At 39.7% G+C, this 21,643-nt stretch carries 19 protein-coding genes and 1 tRNA gene; 9 read left to right on the top strand and 11 right to left on the bottom strand.

All coding sequences use genetic code 11. From position 1 onward, the window contains the following. From F564_RS0107165 to rseP, 3 genes are all read right to left on the bottom strand, one after another. Positions 1-208: ISAon1 family transposase N-terminal region protein (locus F564_RS0107165; RefSeq protein ID WP_028122023.1), on the bottom strand; the 208-nt coding region annotated here is incomplete at its 3' end. 137 nt (positions 209-345) lie between these two features. Further along, positions 346-419 (bottom strand) — tRNA-Asn (locus F564_RS0107160). 85 nt (positions 420-504) lie between these two features. Further along, the gene (rseP, locus tag F564_RS0107155) at positions 505-1,986 is read right to left on the bottom strand and encodes an RIP metalloprotease RseP (protein WP_028122022.1); all 1,482 of its coding nucleotides are present in this window, start codon (positions 1,984-1,986) and stop codon (positions 505-507) included. Positions 1,987-2,290: 304 nt separating this feature from the next. On the opposite strand from rseP, the gene F564_RS0107150 reads away from it, so the two are divergent. Further along, on the top strand, positions 2,291-3,190 hold the full coding sequence (locus F564_RS0107150) for a pirin family protein (RefSeq protein WP_028122021.1): 900 nt from the start codon (positions 2,291-2,293) through the stop codon (positions 3,188-3,190). Positions 3,191-3,305: 115 nt separating this feature from the next. Here the strand turns inward: F564_RS0107150 and F564_RS0107145 are convergent, their stop codons facing one another. The 5 genes from F564_RS0107145 to F564_RS0107125 form a co-directional block, all read right to left on the bottom strand. Then, a complete protein-coding gene (locus F564_RS0107145; protein WP_028122020.1) occupies positions 3,306-4,976 on the bottom strand; it encodes a RagB/SusD family nutrient uptake outer membrane protein in 1,671 nt (556 codons plus the stop codon). A 13-nt stretch (positions 4,977-4,989) separates the two neighbouring features. Beyond that, entirely contained in the window at positions 4,990-7,905 is a 2,916-nt protein-coding gene (locus F564_RS18890) for a SusC/RagA family TonB-linked outer membrane protein (protein ID WP_084406785.1), read from the bottom strand. Between the two features lie 458 nt (positions 7,906-8,363). After that, a complete protein-coding gene (locus tag F564_RS0107135; protein ID WP_028122019.1) occupies positions 8,364-8,786 on the bottom strand; it encodes a DUF6646 family protein in 423 nt (140 codons plus the stop codon). A 39-nt stretch (positions 8,787-8,825) separates the two neighbouring features. Continuing rightward, entirely contained in the window at positions 8,826-9,833 is a 1,008-nt protein-coding gene (locus F564_RS0107130) for a cytochrome d ubiquinol oxidase subunit II (RefSeq protein ID WP_028122018.1), read from the bottom strand. Positions 9,834-9,940: 107 nt separating this feature from the next. Further along, on the bottom strand, positions 9,941-11,284 hold the full coding sequence (locus F564_RS0107125; protein ID WP_028122017.1) for a cytochrome ubiquinol oxidase subunit I: 1,344 nt from the start codon (positions 11,282-11,284) through the stop codon (positions 9,941-9,943). A 222-nt stretch (positions 11,285-11,506) separates the two neighbouring features. Between F564_RS0107125 and pgi the strand changes: the two genes are divergently transcribed. The 8 genes from pgi (at position 11,507) to F564_RS0107085 (ending at position 19,385) form a co-directional block, all read left to right on the top strand. After that, on the top strand, positions 11,507-13,150 hold the full coding sequence (gene pgi, locus F564_RS0107120) for a glucose-6-phosphate isomerase (protein WP_028122016.1): 1,644 nt from the start codon (positions 11,507-11,509) through the stop codon (positions 13,148-13,150). Positions 13,151-13,222: 72 nt separating this feature from the next. After that, positions 13,223-14,107, top strand: coding sequence for a bifunctional 5,10-methylenetetrahydrofolate dehydrogenase/5,10-methenyltetrahydrofolate cyclohydrolase (locus F564_RS0107115; protein WP_028122015.1), 885 nt, complete (start codon positions 13,223-13,225; stop codon positions 14,105-14,107). After that, entirely contained in the window at positions 14,100-14,732 is a 633-nt protein-coding gene (locus tag F564_RS0107110) for a 7-carboxy-7-deazaguanine synthase QueE (protein WP_028122014.1), read from the top strand. Before F564_RS0107115 ends, F564_RS0107110 begins: the two co-directional genes overlap by 8 nt. A 9-nt stretch (positions 14,733-14,741) precedes the next feature. Beyond that, positions 14,742-16,112: an exopolysaccharide biosynthesis polyprenyl glycosylphosphotransferase gene (locus tag F564_RS0107105; RefSeq protein ID WP_028122013.1), complete on the top strand. Its 1,371-nt coding sequence runs from the start codon at positions 14,742-14,744 to the stop codon at positions 16,110-16,112. A gap of 32 nt (positions 16,113-16,144) precedes the next feature. Then, entirely contained in the window at positions 16,145-16,897 is a 753-nt protein-coding gene (locus F564_RS0107100; protein WP_028122012.1) for an MlaE family ABC transporter permease, read from the top strand. Then, complete coding sequence (locus tag F564_RS0107095; protein ID WP_028122011.1) at positions 16,897-17,712, top strand: ABC transporter ATP-binding protein; 816 nt, start codon at positions 16,897-16,899, stop codon at positions 17,710-17,712. Before F564_RS0107100 ends, F564_RS0107095 begins: the two co-directional genes overlap by 1 nt. Then, positions 17,696-18,319, top strand: coding sequence for a porin family protein (locus F564_RS0107090; protein ID WP_028122010.1), 624 nt, complete (start codon positions 17,696-17,698; stop codon positions 18,317-18,319). Before F564_RS0107095 ends, F564_RS0107090 begins: the two co-directional genes overlap by 17 nt. Before the next feature lie 220 nt (positions 18,320-18,539). After that, positions 18,540-19,385: an AraC family transcriptional regulator gene (locus tag F564_RS0107085; protein ID WP_028122009.1), complete on the top strand. Its 846-nt coding sequence runs from the start codon at positions 18,540-18,542 to the stop codon at positions 19,383-19,385. On the opposite strand, the gene F564_RS18885 is transcribed toward F564_RS0107085, so the two are convergent. Genes F564_RS18885 through thiL form a run of 3 tightly spaced genes read right to left on the bottom strand, consistent with a single transcriptional unit; the run spans position 19,386 to position 21,614 of the window. Beyond that, positions 19,386-19,661 carry a hypothetical protein gene (locus tag F564_RS18885; RefSeq protein ID WP_034981003.1) on the bottom strand — a complete coding sequence of 92 codons (276 nt, stop codon included), beginning with the start codon at positions 19,659-19,661 and terminating at the stop codon, positions 19,386-19,388. Between the two features lie 40 nt (positions 19,662-19,701). Beyond that, positions 19,702-20,508, bottom strand: coding sequence for a M48 family metallopeptidase (locus F564_RS0107075; protein ID WP_034981000.1), 807 nt, complete (start codon positions 20,506-20,508; stop codon positions 19,702-19,704). A gap of 50 nt (positions 20,509-20,558) precedes the next feature. After that, positions 20,559-21,614 carry a thiamine-phosphate kinase gene (thiL, locus tag F564_RS0107070; protein ID WP_028122007.1) on the bottom strand — a complete coding sequence of 352 codons (1,056 nt, stop codon included), beginning with the start codon at positions 21,612-21,614 and terminating at the stop codon, positions 20,559-20,561. Positions 21,615-21,643: the final 29 nt, after the last annotated feature.

Genomic DNA, 21,643 nt, shown 5'->3' with positions numbered 1-21,643 from the left:
TTCCACGCAGAGGAAAATCATCAACGGTTATTTCCGGAACAAAACCTTTTGACTGTAATAGCAGAGAAGAAAACTCTTTCGGAGCAGTATTTTTCTCTTCAAAATAGATGTGCAGGATTTGGTTTTCTTCTTCAAATTTTACAATCTCAAAATACTCAATGAGAAGTTCCGGCAAAAATAATTTAAGGAGTTCGACATCATTTAACATCCTTCAAAATTATTAATTTTTATCTTTCTCCCCAAGTTTTGGGATTGATCCAATTTCAGTAAAAATGATAAATCAAGGCAAGCCTAAGCTGTAACCCCATAAAAGCAAAAAACCATCACATTGCTGTGATGGTTTTGCTCCTCTTCTTGGGCTCGAACCAAGGACCCTCTGATTAACAGTCAGATGCTCTAACCAGCTGAGCTAAAGAGGAATGTTTCTTTTTGCTTTAAGCGTGTGCAAATATAGAAACTTTTTTAAAAACTCCAAAACTTTTTTTGAAACTTTTTTATTTTTTTTTAGCTCAAAGCTTGCACTATCAGCTTAACTATATCATTTCCAAATATTAACACCATCAGACCTAACAAGAAAATAACACCTACCATTTGTGCATTTTCCAAAATTTTCTGCGGCACAGGTTTTCTTGTGATGATTTCCCACAATGTAAACAGAACATGACCGCCATCTAAGCCTGGAATTGGGATCAGGTTAAGAAAGGCCAACCAGATAGAAAACTTAGCCGTAAAAGACCAAAACTGCTGCCAGTTGATAGAAAGGTCGCCATCTTTGGTTTTATCCACGTGCATATTGTTTACAATTGCAATGGGTCCGCCTACTTTTTTGTAACCTTTAATGGTTTTGTTGAAGATTAATTTGAATTGTTTGACCTGATAAGTCAAACTTTCAATGGTTCTTGTGTAACCTCTGCCCACAGATTCAGTCAATGAAAAATGATGAAGGGTTACCATTTTTTTATAATCTTTGTACGAGGCAACCCCGATTTTTCCTTCTTTGTCCACAGGAACTGATACCGGAACCAAAGTCTGTCCACGCTCAACAACAAAATCAACTTTTGATCCTGCTTTCTTAGAAACAATAGGCGCTAACTCATCGTAGTACTCGATTTTTTGATTATCGACACTCACGATTTTGTCGCCAATTTTAAGACCTGCATCCAGCGTTGATTTCTGAACCACTGTATCTACCGTTGGGGCAATTCTCGGCATCAAAAAAGCTTTTGGAGTATCTGCTTGCAAAACCAAGGCTTTTCCACTGTCGCTGGTCGGAAAAGTCACTTCTTTTCCGTTTCTAAGAACCGTGATATGATCACTCAACAAGACATCCAACGATAATTTGTCAAAATCTTTTTGCGTTTTGCCATCCACTTTTAAAATTTTATCGCCGTTTTCAAAACCCATTTTCAAGGACGGCTCAGAGTAATACATTTTACCGCCCAATTTCTCGGTATCATAATTCTCCTCACCATAGAAATAAGATAATGAGCCGAAAATCAACCAAGCCAAAAAGAAGTTAACCGTTACACCGCCAAGCATAATGATCAATCGTTGCCAAGCTGGTTTCGCACGGAACTCCCATGGTTGAGCAGGCTTTTTCAATTGCTCAGTATCCATACTTTCGTCCACCATTCCTGCAATCTTTACATAACCTCCGAAGGGAAGCCATCCGATTCCATATTTTACACCTTCGTGCTTTCTCCAATCCGAATCCGGAAGCGTAGAAACATCGATAGGTTGTAGGACTTTTTTACCGTCTATTTCAACTTCTTCTTCTGTGGGTTCATTTTTAGAAAGAAACCGATATTGCCATTTTCCGTTGATTTTTTTCATTGCGAAAATGGAAAAATACGGGTCAAAGAATAAAAAGAATTTGTCTACTTTGGTTTTAAACCATTTCGCCGGCAGGAAGTGCCCAATTTCGTGTAGTGTTACAAGGATAGAAATGCTCAGGATAAACTGAAATATCTTTAATGCTAATTCCATTAATATGTTTTAAAATTATAAGTTGTCAAAGGTAATCAATTCGTCAGAAAGTATACCCATGAAAAAACAGAGCCTTTTTGTCAGAGTTATTTAGTTTTTACGTACAGGGTTCAGCCGTTTTGGGCAGCTTTATCCGCCTTCCACTCCCAATCTTTTTTGTAGACGTTTTCAGATTCAGTAGAACGTGAGTACACGCAAAAAAGGATTTCCGTTCAAGTCGGGCTGCGGGTGATTCGATGGATAATTAATGTGTGGGTATTAATTATTATTCAGTAATTTTAAATCCTTAATCGAAAATAAAATCATGTCAAATATTCAAATGATTATAGAGGAGAGAGCGGCTGACATCGGGAATTTTCTGGTGGGTAGGTTGCTGCCTTTTTCTCAGAAAAGAAGTGTAGGGCCGTTTGTTTTTATAGACCATATGGGACCGGCAGCGCTCAAGGATTACGAAAACCTGGACGTGCCACCACATCCACACATTGGACTTTCCACACTGACATTTTTGTTTGAAGGCAGCATTATGCACAGAGATTCTATCGGGACAGAGATCGAGATCAAAGAAGGCGCAGTCAATTGGATGACCGCCGGAAAAGCCGTTGCACACTCCGAAAGAACACCGGAATATATGAGAGCTTCCGAGAAAAATCTTCACGGATTGCAGATTTGGGTAGCATTGCCAAAGGAATTGGAAGATATGGAACCGGAGTTTTGTCATATTAATAAAGAAGATATCCCAAGCTGGAAAGACAATAGAGTGGACTATAAATTGATCGCAGGAGAAATCCTCGGTCGCAAATCGCCCGTTCCCGTCTATTCACCATTATATTTCCTTGAAGTGAAAAATACTTCGCAGGAAGATAGAGAAATTATTTTGGGCGATTATCTCTTCGGGGAATCATCACTATACATTCTGGAAGGGAATATTGAGAGCGAGGGCAATCTTTACAATCCGAAACAGATCCTTATTGCAAAAGATGCAAAGTTTTGTCATTTCGTGTTAAAACCTGTTTCTACGGTTTACATTTTCGGGGGCGAGCCGTTTCCGGAACCCAGACATATCTATTGGAATTTCGTTTCATCAGAAAAAGAAAAGATTGAAGCCGCCAAAACCAGATGGGAAAACCATGAGTTCCCGAAAGTCATCCACGATGATGGCTACGTTCCGCTTCCGCCACAGCATAAGAATCTTAAACTGAAATAACGGATAGAAAAACAGTTTGTATTTATGGTGTTATAACCCAAAAGAGATCAATTAAAACAAGAAAGACCGGGAAATTGCTCCGGTCTTTCTTGTTATAATTAAAGTTGTAGTGTGATTAATATGCAGGATTCTGTGGAAAGTTTTTGTTTTGATTAAGATCAATAACGGTTTGTGGTATTGGTCTCAGAATTTTCTGCTGTCCGTTGTTCCCTGCAAAGTTAGATGCATTGGTGATTTTGTAATTATAAAGAACAGCGCGCTGTACCAGTTTTCCCGTTCTCTTCAGGTCAAACCATCTTGTGTATTCTCCCAACATTTCTCTGCCTCTCTCATCAAGGATATAATCTATGTTGAATTCTGCAGCTGTTGCCGCTGTAACGCCAGCTCTGGTTCGTACAGCATTCAGTCTTTGAAGTCCAGTCCCTGCATTTCCTGCTTTTAAATAAGCTTCAGCCGCTACCAGGTACGTCTCACCAAGTCTGGCTGTTATGATGTCTCTGGTGCTCACTGGTCCAGTGCTGGACGGCGTCGTAAGTGATGGATCATCAAATTTTCTCACAGGAATTGTTTGGGCGTCTATGTTTTTTATCAACGTGTATGCTGCGGAATAAGTTCCCCAATCGTGGTATACGAATGCCGTTGATAACCTTGAAGCGTTGGCTGTCATCCAAGTTGTTTTGTCCGTAGGTGTAAACCATTTTGGAGCGTAGAAATGTCTTACTTTCACGTTGGGATCTCCTGCGTTTCTGTAAAAAGGATAGTAAAGCACTGTTTTTGTTGCCGATTCTTTTAATTCTAAAATCTCTGTCATAAATGTGGCATTCCATCGGCTATCATTTTTTTCAAAAAGCCCCAATGCATAGTCTGTAGGACAAAGGTTGTAGCTTCTCAGTGGTGCGCCGGTTTCCGAACCTCCCAGATAGGAACTGAAAAAGTAGAATTGCTTGTTACCCAAAGTTGTAGGTGAAGAAGAAGTGGAATTAAAGTCATACTGAACGGAAAATATAGTCTCGGCGTTCAAATCATTTCCTGGCGTGAATAGTTGCGCAAAAGCTAATGTCAAGGATTGACCAGCGATGGCAGCATCTGCATAACTAGCAGCGGTAGCAAAATCCGTGGGCTTGCCAAACGTCTCGTATCCGCGTGTCAAATATACTTTTGCCAAAAGATCATTGACTGCTCTTTTGTTGACTCTTCCTGCGGTGCTGTAAGAAGATGTCCCAACACTAGCAAGAGAGGCTGTCAAATCCTGGATAATAAAATCGTAGACCTGTTCAGCGGTATTTCTGTCAAATTGCAAAGGAACAGGTGATGTGAAGTTTTCTGTCACGATTGGTACGCCTCCATAAGTCTGTACCAATAGGAAATAAGCATTAGCTCTTAGGTATTTAGCTTCACCTACCAATACAGGAACATTAGAATTCTGTTGTGTAATGGTAGAATAATAAACGGTCTTGTTAACCGATTGTATCAATTGATAACAACTCGTGTAAAGCTGGTCAACACCTTCTGCAGAAGGAATAAGCTGTTTGTATTGGCTCAATCCTGCAGGTTCCGGAGTTCTACCTTCTGCGTACATGTCTGTACCAGACACAAACAGCCAAGGATCGCCTCCGTAGATTCCTTTAAGCCAAGCATAATTGGAATTGACTAATAATTGGAAACCGGAAGCGGTGGTATAGGTTTCCTCTGCTGTAACAAAAGACAAACTGTCCTCTTCTATAAAATCATTGCATGAGCTGAATAATGCTGCAACAATACCTAATATAAATATGGATTTTTTCATGAGATTTATTTTTTTAAAATTTAGCACTTACACCAAATTGAGTTGTGATAGATGCTGGTCTGTTGATACCAAAAGCTGCACCTGCCCATTCAGGATCATACCCATCAAATTTTGTGAATACGAATGGATCCAAGACATTGACGTAGATTCTTAAGTTGTTTATTTTCAGTTCTTTTAATAAGCTAGAGCTGAACGTGTAGCCCAAAGATATGTTTTTAACTTTCACGAAGGATGCATCTCTGTAATAGGCCATTCCGGATGTCCAAAAAGCGCCCGCTCCTGTAGCAATGGCTCCTGGTCTTGGATTTTCTGTATTGGGGTTAGAATCTATTCCGGTACCATTTGTTGGGATGAAGTAATCCATTTTAATTTTTTGTCGTCCTCTGTCCGATACATCTGCAAAATTTCTGTGGAATGTACTTAGGACGGTTTGTCCTTGGTTGGTTATGACTGAGAAATTGAAATCAAAGTTTCCAAAAGTCAATTTGTTATAAAAACTGCCTTGCCATTTTGGAACAGAACTGCCAATGACTGTTCTATCATCGGAATTAAACTTGCCATCACCATTGATGTCTTTTGGTCTTGCCATTCCTGGTGATTGTCCATAAGAAGCAGCTTGTGCAGCTTCGCTTTCCTGCCAAACACCGTCATAAATGTAGTTGTAATTTGGATTTAGGTTAGAGCCAAGAATCAGGTTGTTTCCAATGTCACTCACGCTGTCTTGCCCGTAGATAGAAACCAGTTCGTTCACGTTTTTTGTAAAGGTGAAGGTTGTTTCCCAGCTGATGTTTTCGCTTTGGATATTTTTCGTGGTTAATAAAACCTCAACCCCTTTGTTACGGACAGATCCGACATTGGAGAATGTATATCTATAACCTGTTTCTGCTGGTAGTTGTTGTTGATAGATCAGATCTTTTGATAATCTGTCATAGACATCCACTGTACCTGTGATCCTGTTTCTCAGAAAACCGAAGTCTAGTCCAAAATTAATCTCTCTTGTTTTCTCCCAAGTTAGATTTTTATTTGCCAAAGCATCGGTTTGCCAACCCGAAAGCAGATTTGCTCCGTTGGCATAAAATGTTTGCTGATTAAGTAATGCTTGAGTCGTATAAGGAATAACATTATCATTTCCTGTATATCCTAAACTCGCTCTTAATTTTAAATCTGACATTACTCTGTTGTCTTCCAGAAAAGATTCTTTGCTCACTCGCCAAGCTAATGCTACAGATGGGAAGTTAGCCCATTTGTTACCTTCAGAAAAAACGGAAGAACCGTCATATCTTGTAGAAGCAGTCAACATGTATTTATTTTTATAGGCATAGTTCAAACGTGCGGCAAGAGAGCTTAATGTTCTCTTAGTATATCCAGAATTGATCTGGTAACTTGTTTGTACTCCAGAACCAAGATTATAAATTCCTGTGTCAAATGGTTGCCCGTTGGAGTAGGAATAATAAGACATATCCTCATTATAAAAAGTACTTTGCAATAATAACAAACTGAAATCGTGGTCATTACCAAAGGTGTGCTTCATGTCTATTTGATTATCCCATGTGTAATTAAAGTTGTCAGTTCTTCTGATAGAAGAAGAAATACGTCTCGAAATGGCCACACCGGCATTAGTCTCTGCACCATAGGCCGCTCCTAATTGGGTGTTGGAGAAACCTGTGGAAAACGTAGTTTTGAAAGACAACCATTTTTTAGCTTGATACTGGAAGAATACGTTCCCTAAAGCTTGCCAGACTTTCTCAGTCTGGGAAGAATTGGCAATTTCACTCAGTGGATTTGGTGTACTTGTTTTATCGATGGCGGGCGTTGTGCCATCGGGATAAAACAGTTTTCCCGGTAAGAAAAATTTGGTTCCTACGATTTCATTACCGTTGGCGTCTATTGCCCAGGGTGACATCAGTGGACTTAGGCGGAAAGCCTCTTGCATAGCAAGGTCACTGCCTAATTCTGTAGTTATTTTTGCTACTGTTACGTTAGCTCCGGTTGTAAATTTTTCATTGATCTTGTGTGTAATTCCAAGTTTGAAACTGTATTTATCCTGCGAATCTTTATCAATCAAACCTTCATCTTTTTGAACGCCAAATGACATATTGTAAGCAAGACCTCCATCAGATCTGCCGGACAAATTTAAATAATGGTTTTGCGTGGCACCAGGTCTTAGCACCGCATCATACCAATCAAAACTATAACCACTTTTCGCCCTGGAAACCAACAGCGGACTTCTAGCACCCGATAGAGCTGCCAATTGTTCAGGGGTTTGCGTAAGCGGGTTGGAACTCATATAAGCCACCTGATGGAACTTCCACCATTCTGCACCAGTCATCATTTCTGGTAATCTTGAGGCATTTTTGACACCATAGGAAGTTTCAAATTGTACAGAAAGTCCACGTTTTGCAGAAGAGCCGCTTTTTGTGGTGACGATCACAACCCCACTTGCTCCTCTGGAACCGTAGATTGATGCTGAAGATGCGTCTTTCAAAACGTCCATCCTTGCAATGTCCTGAGGATTAAGGAAATCAATATTGTCCAAGGGAACACCATCTACCACGAATAGAGGATTTCCGCTAGCAGTCAATGAGTTATTACCACGGATGACCACTTTGAAACCGTCTCCTGCACGGCCTGTGTTAGACGTAATGTTGACACCAGGTGTACTTCCCTGGATCGCTTCCAGAGGATTGGTGTTGTTTCTTTCTGTTATTTTTTCGGAGCTGATGGTGCTTACAGATCCGGTAAGGTCTGTTTTTTTGACACTACCATAACCGACTAAAACGACTTCTTCGATTTTTTTTTCGCTTGCCGTGTCTTTTTTTATGCTGCTGTCAGTTTCCTGAGCAAATGCAACAGCGGAGGAGAACAAAAAGAAGACTGCAATTGTTTTCCGAAAATCTAAATGCGGTCTTGTGAGTTTTTCATGTGGCATAACTTGTTTTTTTTGATTATTAATGACTCAATGCAATCGATTGCACAGCATCAGAAAATTTTTTTCCTATATTAACATTTTTTTAATATGCTGTTATATATATGTTAATAAAAAAGATGTATTATTGTTTAAATGCCTGATATTCAAATCTATTATTTTTTGTCGTTAACTGGTTTTGTGCATCCAATTGCTATAAAAGTTACGTTTTTAGCACAAGTTTTATCCAGCGGATTTACAGAAAACACAGGCTGAAAAAACAAATCCTAAAAATTTTTAAAAAAGTGATAAAAATCAGTTCGTGTGAGACGCGTAAAACTCACCTAAAAATTGGAGGTGTTCGCAGTCGTGTAAAATCTGTTAAAGTGCGCGGTGTTAAGCACTTTATGATGAACTAAAAAAACAACAGAAGCACCTAAAACTTAGATGCTTCTGTTGTTGTATGAGATCAGCTGCTGTCCTTAGAAAGAATAAGAAACGCCAAAACTGCCATTATTGCCTGCTTCTACAAATGCGCCCCAGTTTTCTGTGAAAAAATATCTTGCGCCCAGATAAACACCCAAACCGAAGTTTCTACCTGCTATTCCTACATTAGCTCCAGGATAAATATCCAGTTCCGCTGGTAAGGCCAAAGTCTCCTGAAGGTGGAATCCGATACGACCAAAGACAAATGGGTTGTCTTCATCTTCATTAAAGTAAATATTGGCGCCCGCTCCTACAGAGATCAAACTGTTAAGCCCATAATCATAGCTCGCAGCAATCCCAGTTCCCAATCCCCAAGCATTGATTCCGCCCTGTGCTTTCTGATCACCAATACCAGTCCAGGCTTGCGAAAAGCCAAATACACCTAAATTAATTGCTACAAATGCAAACATCTTTTTCATAATTCAAAAAATATAGTTTCTAACGTTGTTTTCCTGATTTTATTTTTCTTTCTCACCAAATGAAAATAGCAGATAAAACAGAAATGGAAGGATGAAAATGCTACCAAGTAAAAGCGCCCAACCCAATGCAGCAATGGTTTTAGGCGCTGCACTTTCGTCAAATAAAGACAGCGAACTGCCATTGGCAAATAGGATAATATCTGGATTATGCTGATACGTGGCTGCTACCAAAATCATAATGATCTGAAAACCACCAAGAACTCTTGCAAGTAGAAAATTACTTTTTTTAATCGCATCATTGGTGAATAGCAAACTGATGGTTGCCATTGTAATCGCAATGATTCCCAACGCTTTTGAAAATATCCAGTTGAGCAACGGGATATCAGAATAATACGCACTTACAAAAACCAAAACGCCTGTGACCACAACATACAATGCGGTTTGTCTTGTTTTGTGGATCATAATTGGTAAAACATCACTGCTGAATCTCGCTTGATGAAGAGAAAACAAAGATGCAAGATAAGCACAAAGTGCCACCGTGAAAAATCCCACGCAAACACCAAACCAGTTCAGCCAGCTGAAAATATAAAGACTCAGAAAGTCTTTTGCTTCCGTATCGATGGAACCGGAAATAGTTGCCGCCGCAATCATTCCTAAGAAGAACGGCGTCAGTAAGCTGGAGTAATAAAAAATCTGGGTGTATAGTTTCTGCCAGCTGTCGTGCACAGCGTCGTAATTTCTAAAGGTGAAAGCTGTGCCTCGGGCAATGATCCCCACCAACATCAAAACCAATGGAATATGAAGATAAGTCGAGACTGTTGTATAGATCGTAGGAAACCCCACAAAAAGTATCACAATTGCGATAATCAGCCACATATGATTGGCTTCCCAAATGGGTGCAATCGATTTCAACATGATTGATTTTGTCTTGTCTCGGTATGATTTTCTTGAGAATAATTCTATAATTCCAGCACCAAAATCTGCGCCGCCAGTAATCAGATACAGGCATATCGCCACCCAAAGAAATGCAATTACAACGTATATCATTTTTTAAGTTTTAATGTTTTTTTCAGACTTAGATTAAAATAAAAATTTAGAAACAAACCTCTTAACGCTATCCAGTATGAAAAGTCTCTCATCTCTCAGTCTATTAGCTAATGTTTCTCTCCTTTAGGATTATAATGAGGATCTGTAGGGTCGTAAAGTTTCGGAACCATCTTGATTTGTCTTACTAAAAGAAAAACAATAATTAATGACAGCGAGAGGAAAACCAGGGTGAAAAAGTAAAACGAATACTGGATTCCCGGCATTGGTGTTACTGCATCAATGGTTTTCATAATGCCATAGATGATCCAAGGCTGTCTTCCAACTTCTGTCACCGTCCAGCCGGCTTCCAGAGCGATATATCCAAAAGGAATAGCTGCCACGAATATTTTGAGGAACCAGGATTTCGTCAGCCATTGTTTTTTCCAAAAACTGGCGATGAGATACAATCCGCCGATGCCCATCATCACACTTCCAAAAAATATCATAATCTGAAAAGCGTAATGTACCACAGCAACGGGCGGCCACTCATCTTTTGGGAAATCTTTGAGTCCTTTCACTTCGGAATTGAAATCGCCATTGGCCAGGAAACTCAAAACTTTCGGCACTTTGATCGCGTATCTTACCTGTTCGGTTTTTTCATCCGGAATGCCGCCTATGACAAAGCTTGCGCCCTTTTCAGTTTCGAAGTGCGCTTCCATGGCTGCCAATTTGATGGGTTGTCTTTTGGCGACAGATTTTGCCGCAATATCACCACTGATTGGTGCCAGCAGAGCTCCAAAAATGGCAAAGCCAGCAGAAATCCTGAACGCTTTTGTATGGAAACTGATATTTCGTTTTTTAAGAATCATTAAAGCGTGGATCCCTGCCACGGCAAATCCAGTGGCTGCAAATGCGGCGACTGTCATATGAAAAGCCTGCGGAAACCAAGCCTCGTTGAACATGGCTTTTATAGGATCAATGTTCAGATATTGGCCATTAATATAATCGAAACCAGCGGGACTGTTCATCCAGGCATTGGCAGCAACCACCAGAATCCCGGACGCCAATCCGCTGACACCTACGACGACACCACAAAACCAGTGAAACCATTTGTTGAACTTTTCCCACCCGTAAAGAAAGAAACCAATCGCAATGGCTTCAATGAAAAAGGCGGTTCCTTCTAATGAAAAAGGCATCCCGAAAATTGGACCTGCGTGTTCCATAAATTTGGGCCAAAGCAACCCAAGTTCAAAAGACAACATTGTACCCGAAACGGCGCCGGTTGCGAAGAGAATTGCGACACCTTTGCTCCAGGCTTTGGTGAGACCTTTGTAAACCTCGTCTTTGGTTGTGAGATATTTGTAATGGGAAAAAGCCATCAGAAAAGGCATCACCATCCCAACGCAGGAAAATATAATGTGAAAGCCCAGAGACATCGCCATCTGCGATCGGGCAGCCATAAAATCATCCATAATCTAAATTTAATGGTAAAGTTAGACTTAATTTAAAGACTTCTGACAGAATAGTCGGAGACAATTGTCATATTTTCCAACAAAAAACGATTTAAAAAAAGTGGCTAATTTTTCTTAAATTTGCATGTCGTAAAGACAATTTTAAATTTTCAAGAATTAATAAAAATAATGGATTTGCTATTTCGATTTCTAAATCCACAAAATCTAACATCTCAATAAAATATGTTACCAAAAATAAATCCCCTTCATACTTCCGCCTGGAAAGCGCTTAATGATCACTTTGCAAATAACGATTTCGAACTGAGAACACTTTTTCAGTACAATGAAAACCGTTTTAACGAATTTTCATTAGAAACAGAAAATTATCTTTTCGATTATTCCAAAAACTTGGCAGATTCCAAAACCATCGAATTATTGCTGGATTTGGCGAAAGAAACAGCATTGCAATCAGCGATCAAAAGTATGTTCGCAGGAGACAAAATCAATGAAACGGAAGACAGAGCAGTACTTCACACCGCTTTGAGGGATTTTTCTGAGAAAGAGATTTTGGTAGATGGCGAAAATATCAAACCGGGAATCAAAAAGGTTTTGGACCATATGAAAGCTTTTTCGGAAAGCGTCATTTCCGGTTCTCATAAAGGCTTTACCGGCAAAGAGATCACAGATGTTGTGAATGTTGGCATCGGAGGTTCAGATCTTGGACCAATGATGGTTTGTTCTGCGTTGAAGCATTTCAAAACCAGACTGAACGTCCATTTCGTTTCCAATGTGGACGGGAATCATATGGCTGAGGTGGTGAAAGACCTTGATCCGGAAACCACATTGTTCATCATTGCTTCCAAAACATTTACAACGCAGGAAACGATGACCAATGCCAATTCTGCAAAAGAATGGTTCCTGAAATCTGGCGCAACTGATGCCGATGTTGCAAAACATTTTGTAGCTTTATCAACTAACATTCAGTTGGTTAAAGCGTTCGGGATTGCGGAAGAGAACATCTTCGAATTCTGGGATTGGGTTGGCGGGCGTTACTCGCTTTGGAGCGCCATCGGATTGAGTATCGTTTTGTCTGTTGGTTACGAAAACTTCGAACAATTATTAAAAGGTGCGCACGAGACAGACGTTCATTTTCAGACTGCGGAATTAGATAAAAACGTTCCGGTTTTGATGGGACTTTTAGGAATCTGGTACCGTAACTTCTTTGCAGCCAGTACTTATGCTATTTTGCCTTACTCTCAGTATCTTGACCGTTTCGCAGCCTATCTGCAACAAGGCGATATGGAAAGCAACGGAAAATCGGTTGACAGAAACGGTGAATTTGTAGAATATGAAACAGGACCGATCATCTGGGGAGAACCTGGAACCAACGGTCAGCACGCGTTTTATCAATTAATCCACCAAGGAACAGAATTGATTCCGGCAGATTTCATTGCTTATGCAAAATCTGTGAATGACGTGGGTGAGCATCAGGATATCTTGTTGGCCAATTATTTTGCACAGACCGAAGCTCTGGCTTTCGGGAAAACAGAAGATGAGGTTTTTTCTGAATTAAAATCATCAGGAAAATCTGAGGAAGAAACAGAATTCCTTTTGCCATACAAAGTTTTTGCAGGAAACACGCCCACAAACTCATTCTTGTTCAAAGAATTGACGCCGTTCACATTAGGGCAATTGATTGCTTTGTACGAGCACAAGATCTTTGTTCAAGGTGTGATTTGGAATGTTTTCAGTTTTGACCAGTTTGGTGTTGAGCTAGGAAAAGTATTGGCAGGAAAAATCCTTCCGGAATTGGAAAGCAATGGCGAAGTAGGAACGCACGACAGTTCTACAAACGGACTGATCAATTATTATAAAGGAAATAAATAAAAAAATAGATGTGGTGTTGGGAAAGGAACACTTCATTGTTCAAATTAATCTAAAAGTAAAAAGAAAGTAAAAATGGCACAAATTCTAGACGGACTCAAGGTCTCAAAAGAGGTAAAAGCTGAAATCAAAGAGGAAGTTGAAAGAATCCTCGCCAACAATAGAAGAGCGCCACATTTGGTTGCGATTTTGGTTGGGAACAATGGCGCAAGCAAAGCCTACGTCAACAGCAAAGTGAAAGATTGTGAGGAAGTTGGATTCCAATCTTCATTGATCAAATTCCCAAGCACGGTTTCAGAATCGGAATTGTTGGAAAAGATTGATGAGCTTAACAAGTCAAAAGCAGTAGACGGATTTATCGTTCAGTTGCCTTTGCCAAAGCAGATCGATCAGGAAAAGATCATTATGGCGATTGATCCGAGAAAAGATGTGGATGGTTTCCATCCGGAAAATTTTGGTAAAATGGCTTTGGAAATGGACACTTTTCTACCAGCTACTCCATTTGGGATCTTAACCTTATTGGAAAGATATAATATTGAAACAAAAGGTAAAGACTGTGTCATCATCGGCAGAAGTAGGATCGTGGGGAAACCAATGAGCATCCTGATGGGAAGAAAGGATTTCCCCGGCAATTCTACGGTGACCCTTACACACTCTTACACAGAACAGATAGAAGAATATACAAAGAAGGCAGATATTGTGATCACGGCTTTGGGCGATCCTAATTTCCTGAAAGGAGATATGATCAAAAAAGGCGCAGTGATCGTAGATGTGGGAATCACACGTGTAGAAGACCATTCTGAAAAAGGATATCATCTCGCAGGTGATGTAGATTTTGACAGCTGCGCAGAAAAAGCAGATTGGATCACACCTGTACCTGGTGGAGTAGGACCAATGACGCGTGCGATGCTGATGAAAAACACCATCATTGCCTATAAAACTTCGGTTTATAATGACTAAAGAAAAAGAAGACTTATTACTAAAAGAAGGAAAAATGCTCCCAGTGATGGAGCATTTTTACACTATTCAGGGAGAGGGATTTCATGCGGGAAAAGCGGCTTATTTCATTCGTTTAGGCGGATGTGATGTCGGCTGCCATTGGTGTGATGTGAAGGAAAGTTGGGATCCAACCCTTCATCCCTTGATGGATACGGAGGAGATTGCAAAAACTGCAGCGAAACTTTGCAAGACCATTGTTTTGACAGGCGGCGAACCGCTGATGTGGAATCTCGATATTTTAACTTCAAAGCTGAAAGAGTTGGGCTGCACGATCCATATCGAAACTTCAGGCGCTTATCCTATGAGCGGACAGCTGGACTGGATCACGCTTTCTCCAAAGAAAACCGGACTTCCATTGGCAGAAATTTATAATGTTGCCAGCGAACTGAAGATGATCATCTTTAATCAAAATGATTTCAAATTTGCTGAAGAACAAGGTTGTAAAGTGAATGAGGATTGTGTCCTTTATCTTCAAAGCGAATGGAGTAAACGTGATGCAATGTATCCGAAGATCACAGATTTTATTCTGCAAAATCCACAATGGAGATCGTCTATCCAAACGCATAAGTATTTGAATATCCCTTAAATTTGATCTATGCAGAGGCTTCGGTATTCCAGATATTTTAAAACATTTGTCATTCTGCTTGATATGATTCTCGTATCAATGGTTTTTTGTTTTTATTATTTCAGGAATTTTGAAGTTAAATATGATTCAGAAACGTTAGAACAGAACCTTTTATCCATATTACTGCTGTGTTTTTTCTGGATACTGCTGAGTGGTAGAACCAGATTGTACCACATACCTAGAAATGTGACCTATACCATCTACTTGGAAAGGATCCTTATTCATGTGTTTTTCTTTTTTATAGGGGTTATTCTCTTAGCAAAAGTCAGTAACAATGATTTTCTGAAAACCGAACGCTTCTATCTTGCCGGTATTCTGTTGTTGGTCGTGATTCCTATCAAGAGTTTTATCTACTTTCTTCTGAAATACATCAGAAGTATCGGGATCAATCATAGGAATATCATGTTTATTGGCGAAAATGCCTCTTCTGATATCCTCGCAGAGCTTATCAACCAGCGAAAGGACTATGGATACAAGGTTTATGATTATCCTTCAGAACATTATAATATCAATGATATTGTGATGTTTTGGAAAGACCACGGCATCCATACCATCTTTCTGCCGTCTGAGCATTGTCTGGAAAAATCTTTTGAAAATGCACTTTTCCGCCAGGCAGAACTTAATAAAGTGAAGATTTCTTTGGTGCCGAATATCATTCAGAACGATTTTTTCGAATATGAGTTTAGCTATATAGAAACCATCCCCATTCTTTCCCAGGCCAAGTATCCGCTTGATTTTTTTACAAACCTCACCATCAAGAGAATTTTTGATCTGTTGTTTTCGGTCATTGTTTTAATTGGAATCTGTTCTTGGCTCTTTCCTGTCATCATGCTGCTAATCAAACTGGATGATGCAAAAGGCTCCGTATTTTTTATTCAAAAAAGATACGGTTATCACGATGAGGTTTTTGACTGTCTTAAGTTCCGGACTATGAAATCTAGCGGAAACGCATCAGATAAAACCACTGATGCTAACGATGACCGAATTACCAAAATTGGAAAGTTCCTCAGAAAAACAAGTATGGATGAATTGCCTCAGTTTATCAATGTATTGATGGGCGACATGACGGTTGTAGGGCCAAGACCACATATGCTTCTGGTAGATGATTTTTATAAACCTAAAATCAGCAGATATAGCCTGCGGAGTATGGTAAAGCCAGGCATTACAGGATTGGCACAGGTGAGTGGATTGCGCGGAGATGAAGGCGATATGAACATCGGGATGAAAAAAAGAATCCTAGCAGACTCATTTTACGTTAAAAACTGGAGTTTTAGCATGGATATTGTAATCATCTTGAAAACCATATTTTTAATCATCGTCGGCGACAAAAATGCACGCTGATTTTTATAAGAAAAAGAACTAATTTTGTTTTTATGTTAAAACGACTATTTACATCCATAGGCGAATATTTCATATTGTTAGGAAAAGCGCTCAGCAAGCCACAAAAGAGAAATGTTTACCTCAAATTATTGGCCAGAGAGTTCTATGATCTTGGAGTCAACTCTTTCGGACTGGTATTATTCACATCATTTTTTGTGGGAGCAGTTGTAGCGATTCAGATGTTTAACAACTTCAGTGCGTCATCATTTCCGATTCCCAATAGTTTTGTAGGCTATGCAACCAAAGTCGTTTTGATTTTGGAATTCTCGCCGACGATTATCTCAGTCATTCTGGCTGGTAAAGTGGGATCTTACATCGCGTCCAGTATTGGCACCATGCGCGTGACAGAGCAGATAGACGCTTTGGATATTATGGGTGTCAATTCTGCTAACTTTTTGATCTTACCAAAGATTGTTGCAAGTGTCGTATTCAATCCGATATTGATTGCTATTAGTATCGTGATGGGCATTGCAGGTGGATACTTTGCAGGGGCAGCCACAGGAAGTTGGACCAAAGCTGACTATATAACTGGGTTGCAGATGTATATGCCAACCTATTTTATTTGGTATGCATTTGTGAAGACGGCCGCTTTTGCATTTTTGATTGCTACTATTCCAGCTTATTTCGGTTATAACGTAAAAGGTGGATCTTTGGAAGTTGGTAGAGCGAGTACACAGGCCGTGGTATGGACAATGATAGCGGTGATTATCATGAATTTAATATTAACCCAAATGTTACTAAGCTAATGATAGAAGTAAAAGAATTAAAAAAAAGCTTTAATAATGATGTTGAGGTTCTTAAGGGTATTACGACCACTTTTGAAACAGGAAAGGTTAATTTGATTATCGGGCAAAGTGGATCAGGTAAAACGGTATTTTTGAAATCGCTTCTTAATGTGTATGAACCATCTAGTGGTAGCATTTTGTTTGACGGAAGAGATATCATGACCATGTCCCGTGAAGATAAACAGGTGCTGCGTTCAGAGATCGGAACCGTTTTCCAGGGAAGTGCACTTTTTGACTCGATGACGGTGGAAGAAAATATCAGTTTTCCTCTGGATATGTTTACCAATCTAACTTACCGCGAAAAAAAGCGGAAAGTCCTGGAAGTCATAGGCAGAGTTAACCTGGAGAAAGCGAATAAAAAATTCCCTTCCGAGATTTCCGGCGGTATGCAGAAAAGGGTGGCCATCGCAAGAGCGATCGTCAACAACCCCAAATATCTGTTCTGCGATGAGCCCAATTCCGGACTAGATCCCTATACGTCCAATGTGATAGATGATCTGCTTTTGGAAATTACCAGAGAATACAATACCACCACCATCATCAACACCCACGATATGAACTCTGTGATGACCATTGGTGAAAAAATCCTTTATCTGAGATTAGGCATCAAAGAGTGGGAAGGCGATAAGAATATGCTGACAACGGCAAAGAATAAAAACCTGATAGACTTCGTTTATTCATCAGAACTGTTCAAACAGCTGAGAGAATTTATGTTGGAAAATGATCAGACAAGTTTAATTAATGATAAAACAGAAGACAATGAAAAGACTAATTAGTACACTAGCTATATTCGCAGGAATGATGGCTTATTCGCAGGTTACATTTGGATTAAGAGCCAATGCCTTGTTAGACACTTCATCCGCAAGTTGGGAGAATTTTAAAGGCGCAGTAAACAGTGCCGTAGAAACAAAAGGAAATAATTCAACTGGATTCAATGTAGGTCTGGCGGCAAAAGTTGATTTTCCTGTAAGTGGATGGTTTGTAATGCCGGAAATCTATTACACCTCTTTCAAAAAAAGTGTTCAAACCAGTGGCGATGTAGAAATAGAAGCTAAAAGTAACAGGATAGATGTTCCTGTTCTGCTAGGACATAATTTCTTACTAGGAAAATTAGCGGCTTTTGTAGGTCCTGTTGCTTCCTATAATTTATCTGGAGATAAGACCTATGAAGACTTTAAGGTCAATGCAAAGAATGAATTTACAGTAGGTTATCAGTTTGGAGCTCAGGCGACACTTTCCAAATTTGTTCTTAATGCCAGGTATGAAGGTGCATTTTCAAAAGATTCCAGAAACGTCATTGATATCGCAAGCGGCGATACAGTAATCAGATACGACAACCGTCCAAGTATGTTCATTGTTGGTATTGGTTACAACTTCAATTAATATCTTCATTGATAAAATATGAGAAGGCTGGAAAAATTAATTTCCAGCCTTCTTCATATATAGACCTTAAAAATTCACAAAATCAATACTTTGTGAGAAACTTGATTTTGTTTGACAAATGTAAAGGGTATTATTAAATATTTGTTTAACTCAATAAATAAAAAACAGAACAATATTAATATGTTTTGTTTATTTTTACATAAAATTAGTATTAACAGGAATGAAAGTAATTCTCGAGCATATTTCCCCGGACGATAACAGCTCTTTCAAAGTATTGCATATCAAGGATATCCCGATATCGGAGCTGAACTGGCAGTACCATTATCATCCGGAAATTGAAATTGTTTGTGTATTGAAGGGAAAAGGGACAAGACACGTTGGATATCACAAAAGCCACTTCGAAGATGGTGCGCTTGCACTGATTGGTTCCAATATTCCACACTCAGGATTGGGTCTCAACGCGACAGATCCTCACGAAGAAATTGTTATTCTGTTCAAAGAAGAGATCCTTTCTTTGCCAGAAGGTGAGCCGGACAGTCATTCTATAAAGAGACTATTGGAGATGTCAAGATATGGCGTTCTATTCTCCTCTGAAGTAAAAAAAAGGATCATTCCTAAGTTAGAAACCATCGCAGAATCCGAAGGTTACACCAGATATTTATTGCTTCTAGATCTCCTTTTTGACCTTTCAAAAACAGAAGATTACGAATTGCTGAACACAGAAATTATGCCTTACACGATCGTCTCCAGAAACAGAGTCAGGTTGGAAGCGGTTTTCACTTATGTCGAAAATGGATATCAGAATGAGGTGGATATCCAGCAGGCTGCAGATCTTGCCAACCTCACCAAACCGGCGTTCTGTAATTTTTTCAAAAAAGCAACATCCATTACATTCGTAGAGTTTGTTAACCGGTACAGAATAGATAAAGCATGTATTCTGCTTTCCCAAGAAAAAAGCATAGCAGAAAGCTGCTATGCTACAGGTTTTAATAATATTACTTATTTTAATAAGATATTTAAAAAATATACCAAGACAACGCCTGGTCAATTTATAAGAAGTCTTTAATTAAGAAAGACTTCCGCTATTTAAATTATTTTCAACGCGTTGTTTTTCCAACTCGGCTTTTTCTTTTTGAAGCTGTTTGAATTCATTCCTGATCTGTGCTTCCCTGACAGCATTGCCTTTGCTGACATAGCCGACCAGTCCGCCTATGATCAACCCTATTCCAATTCCAGAAAGTGCACCGTAAATGACTCTTAGATCGATTGCCATATCATTCAGATAGAACAGCAATGCGCCCAATCCCAATAAAATGACCCCAATAACAACTAAACTTTTCATCTTTTATGTTTTTAATTTGATATAAATTTAAACAAAAAATTTAAAGTTTACCACCAGCTGCTTTATAATATTGCAAAGCTTTTGGCATATCAGCATTCAGGTCTGCAATTCTGTTAGCAGGATTTGGGTGTGTAGAGAGGAATTCCGGCGTTCTGCTGCCAGTGGAAGATGCCTCCATTCTCTGCCAGAAAGATGTCGCGCTTCTTGGATCGTAACCCGCCATTGCCATTAGCTGTAATCCCATCTCGTCCGCTTCAGATTCCTGCTTCCTTCCGTAAGCCAAAAGTCCTACCTGCGCACCCACAGGATACACTTTTTCAAAGACGCCTGCCCACTGGCTGTTAGACATAGATCCACCAATCAGACTTCCGCCATACTGAGCCAGCATTGCCTGAGAGATTCTTTCGTTTCCGTGGCCAGCTAGGGCGTGAGAAACCTCGTGACCCATGACAACCGCAACGCCGTTATCATCTTTACAGATGGGCATGATGCCTGTGTAAAAAGCTACTTTTCCACCAGGCATACACCATGCGTTGAGTTGCTTGTCTTGGATCAGATTGAATTCCCAACTATAGTTAGCCAGATCAGACTCTCTTCCAATGTTTTTATAATAGGCATAAGCTGCATTTTTAATTTTTGCCCCTACATTTTTCACCCGGTTTGCATCAGATGTTCCTGTAACTACTTTTGCGCTGGAGAGTGTCGTTCTGTATTCAGAAGCTGCAGCAGTAGCAATCTCACTGTTATTGGCAATCTGTATAGAAGATCTGCCGGTTACCGGATTGGTAACGCAGGCAGTAACGGCTAAACCTGCTAGTATGAATGTCGAAATTTTTACAATTTTCATCGTTTTATATTTTAAATATGTTTTGTGCTTTACAAGTTCTGTTCCAAAAATTATCCCTTGTTCAGGAAAGCATCCCAACCTTGCGCTGTTAAGGGAATCAATTGGTTAGATCCTCTGGCGATTAGGAAATTGCCTTCATTGTTTTCTGTGGCGTGACCAATGATCGTGAAATCTGGATGGTTTCTAATTTTATCAAAGTCATTCGGGGAAATGGTGAATAGCAATTCGTAATCTTCACCACCGTTTAGTGCGGCCATCGCGGGATTGAGATTCAGTTCATCTGCTGTGTGGATGGATGTCTCGTCCATCGGTATCTTCTCTTCATAAAGATTAAAACCCACTTTGGACTGGTCTGAAAGATGAAGAATCTCTGAGGCTAAACCGTCAGAAACATCAATCATTGAAGTTGGAAGGATACCCAATTCTGCTAATTTTCCTTTCACATCAGTTCTGGCTTCCGGTTTCAGCTGTTTTTCCAGGATGTAATCGTATCCTTCCATTTCTGGCTGCATATTAGGGTTTGCAAGAAAAACAGAATGTTCTCTTTCCAGGATCTGTAATCCTAAATAAGCACCGCCAAGATCTCCGGTAACCACCAAAAGATCGTTTGGTTTTGCACCATTTCTTTGAACGATATTTTCTTCTTTTTCCAGTCCAATTGCTGTGATGCTTAATACTAAACCAGCATTGGAACTGGTTGTGTCACCGCCAACTAAGTCCACTTTGTATCTGTTGCAGGCTAGTGCGATGCCGTCGTAGATCTCTTCCAAAGCTTCTACAGGAAAACGGCTGGAGACCGCTACGGAAACCAGGATTTGAGTGGGCGTTGCATTCATCGCAGCAATATCGCTGAGGTTTACGACAACAGCTTTGTAACCCAAATGTTTCAAAGGAACATAGCCCAGATTAAAATGAATGCCTTCCGCCAGCATATCTGTAGAAACGACTAGTTTTTGACCTTCCGGATCAATAATTGCAGCGTCATCGCCGATCGAAACTTTTGTAGAATTCTGAACGATTGGAAAACTTTCCGTCAAATGTTTTATCAAACCAAATTCTCCAAGTTTGGAAATAGGCGTAAGTTCTTGTGATTTATCTTCGAGCATTTTTATAAATAATAATTGATTAGTGGTGA

The organism is Epilithonimonas tenax DSM 16811 (genome assembly GCF_000428485.1).
Taxonomy (GTDB): Bacteria; Bacteroidota; Bacteroidia; order Flavobacteriales; family Weeksellaceae; genus Epilithonimonas; species Epilithonimonas tenax.
Note: the sequence above shows the minus strand (reverse complement) of the source record. Positions and strands in the feature narration are given on the sequence as shown.